The sequence below is a fragment of the Salipiger sp. genome, assembly GCF_059781815.1.
The window spans coordinates 1-2,045 of sequence record NZ_JBYNAH010000391.1 but is presented as its reverse complement, the minus strand read 5'-3'; the positions used below and the strand labels follow the sequence as shown (position 1 = coordinate 2,045).

The window sequence follows — 2,045 nt, the reverse complement described above, 5'->3', positions numbered from 1 at the left end:
GGCTTACCCTCAAGGGCGATTTTGGCGAGCCTGTTCTTGGCAACACGCACGGAGCTGTTCGCGTCGCTTGCACGCGCGCGCAGATCCTGCATCTCGGCAACTGTCAGACCGGCGTAGTGAGCTACCACCACGACGCCAGAGCTTTCGAAGATCTGGCCGAGTTCCTCGACCACTTTCTCTTTCTGGGCTCTATCCACAGTTTCACTCCAGTTGATGGAGGGGAGACCCCTCCGGCTCGTTCAAGCCAGGTTTCCCTGGCCAAGAAGGTCCGATTCGGGTCGTCGCATCGCGTCGCCGGAACACGTGAGATCCGGTGCGTATGTCTCTTCCCGTCTCAGGCAGGATTTATTGGATGCCTCCAACCCACCGTCTCGGACGAAATCGAGGGCGTCCACGAATCGCGCGGATGCCCTCAACACGGGCTGGATAACGGTTTTGCCCTGCCCTGCCAAGAGGCCCCGGCAAAAAGGTTCCGTCACGCATCCGTGACTGTTGCCCGGCACTTGACGATGCACCCCTGCAAGACTACTTCGCGAGGGCCGAAAAACGTCTGGCCGGTTCGGTTATCCCGGCCCTCGCATGCTTGCGAGAGTTAGTCGATCCCCGAACCCGCGGCGCAACCCTTTTCCGGGGTGCGCCTGCCGTCGAGACGGATGGTCCAGCGCGCCCCCTTCCCTATTGCGGAGCGCAGATATGACCGACCCGACCCAGACCCCGCCTTTGAAGTCCACCGTGATCCTCGCGCAGGTGTTCATCTCCTGCATCATGGCCTTCCTGATGACCTGCATCTTCACCGCGATCCCCACCGCGCTGTCGCCGGGATGGGTCGGGATCTGGCTGAGCCGTTTTGCCGTCGCCTGGCCGATCGCCTTCGTGCTGTCGATGGCGGTCGGGCCGCTGTCCTTCTGGCTGGCACGCCGTACCCAGCACCTGGTCGCGACAGTGCGCGACTGACCCGGGAGCGGGCGCCGCCGCGCTGGGGTGGCGCTTGATCCGCAGCAAGAAGCCAACCACCAAAGAAAAAGGGCGGACCCGAAGGCCCGCCCTTTCCAATCAGATCAATCCGAAGATCACTCGACGCTGGCAGCGTTTGCCACGTCGACGGTGACGCCCGGGCCCATGGTGGAGCTGAGCGAGATCTTCTTCATGTAGGTGCCCTTGGCGCCGGTCGGCTTGGCCTTGGCAACCGCGCTCACGAAGGCGCGGATGTTCTCGACCAGCTGGGCCTCGTCGAAAGACGCCTTGCCAACACCGGCATGGACCACACCGCCCTTTTCGGCGCGGAACTGGACCTGGCCGCCCTTGGCGTCCTTGACGGCCTGGGCGACATCCATGGTCACGGTGCCGACCTTCGGGTTCGGCATCAGGTTGCGCGGGCCGAGGATCTTACCGAGACGGCCGACGATCGGCATCATGTCCGGGGTCGCGATGCAGCGATCGAACTCGATGGTGCCGCCCTGGATGGTTTCCATCAGGTCTTCGGCGCCCACGATGTCCGCGCCGGCGGCCTGGGCTTCTTCAGCCTTGGGGCCACGTGCGAACACGGCGACGCGCATGGTCTTGCCGGTGCCGTTCGGCAGGCCGATCACGCCACGGACCATCTGGTCTGCGTGACGGGTGTCGACGCCGAGGTTCATCGCGATCTCGACGGTCTCGTCGAACTTCGCGCTGGCGGTGGACTTGATCAGGGCGACGGCCTCTTCGACGGTCACGTCTTCCTTGCCTGCAAAGGCCTCACGGGCGGAGCGGGTGCGTTTTCCGAGCTTTGCCATCTTACTTCACCTCGATGCCCATGGACTTGGCGGAGCCAAGGATGATCTGCATTGCCGCTTCGACGTCGTTCGCGCTGAGGTCCTTCATCTTGGCCTCGGCGATTTCGCGCACCTGCTTGGTGGTCACGGTCGCAACGGTCTCGCGGCCCGGGTTCTCGGCACCACGCGGACGGTTCCGCTTGCCGACCGGCTTCAGGCCAGCCGCCTTCTTCAGGTAGTAAGACGCGGGCGGCGTCTTGATGTCCATGGTGAAGGACTTGTCCTGATAGTAGG

At 63.7% G+C, this 2,045-nt stretch carries 4 protein-coding genes; 1 reads left to right on the top strand and 3 read right to left on the bottom strand.

Annotated features, from left to right (window positions below):
• A partial coding sequence (gene rplJ, locus AC6RA4_RS25110; protein ID WP_500164993.1) for a 50S ribosomal protein L10 occupies window positions 1-197 on the bottom strand: 197 nt, incomplete at its 3' end.
• Window positions 198-693: 496 nt separating this feature from the next.
• On the opposite strand from rplJ, the gene AC6RA4_RS25105 reads away from it, so the two are divergent.
• Window positions 694-954 (top strand): DUF2798 domain-containing protein, encoded by a 261-nt coding sequence (locus tag AC6RA4_RS25105; RefSeq protein ID WP_500164991.1) that lies wholly within the window; start codon window positions 694-696, stop codon window positions 952-954.
• 116 nt (window positions 955-1,070) lie between these two features.
• Here AC6RA4_RS25105 and rplA read toward each other — a convergent pair whose 3' ends face one another.
• Both rplA and AC6RA4_RS25095 read right to left on the bottom strand, forming a co-directional pair.
• On the bottom strand, window positions 1,071-1,772 hold the full coding sequence (gene rplA, locus AC6RA4_RS25100; protein WP_500164989.1) for a 50S ribosomal protein L1: 702 nt from the start codon (window positions 1,770-1,772) through the stop codon (window positions 1,071-1,073).
• Window position 1,773: 1 nt separating this feature from the next.
• A partial coding sequence (locus tag AC6RA4_RS25095; protein WP_500164987.1) for an uL11 family ribosomal protein occupies window positions 1,774-2,045 on the bottom strand: 272 nt, incomplete at its 5' end.

Excerpts from the sequence above, each read along its gene's own strand:
- AC6RA4_RS25105 (WP_500164991.1), top strand. The coding sequence starts at position 694 with ATGACCGACCCGACCCAGACCCCGCCTTTGAAGTCCACCGTGATCCTC.
- rplA (WP_500164989.1), bottom strand. The coding sequence starts at position 1,772 with ATGGCAAAGCTCGGAAAACGCACCCGCTCCGCCCGTGAGGCCTTTGCA.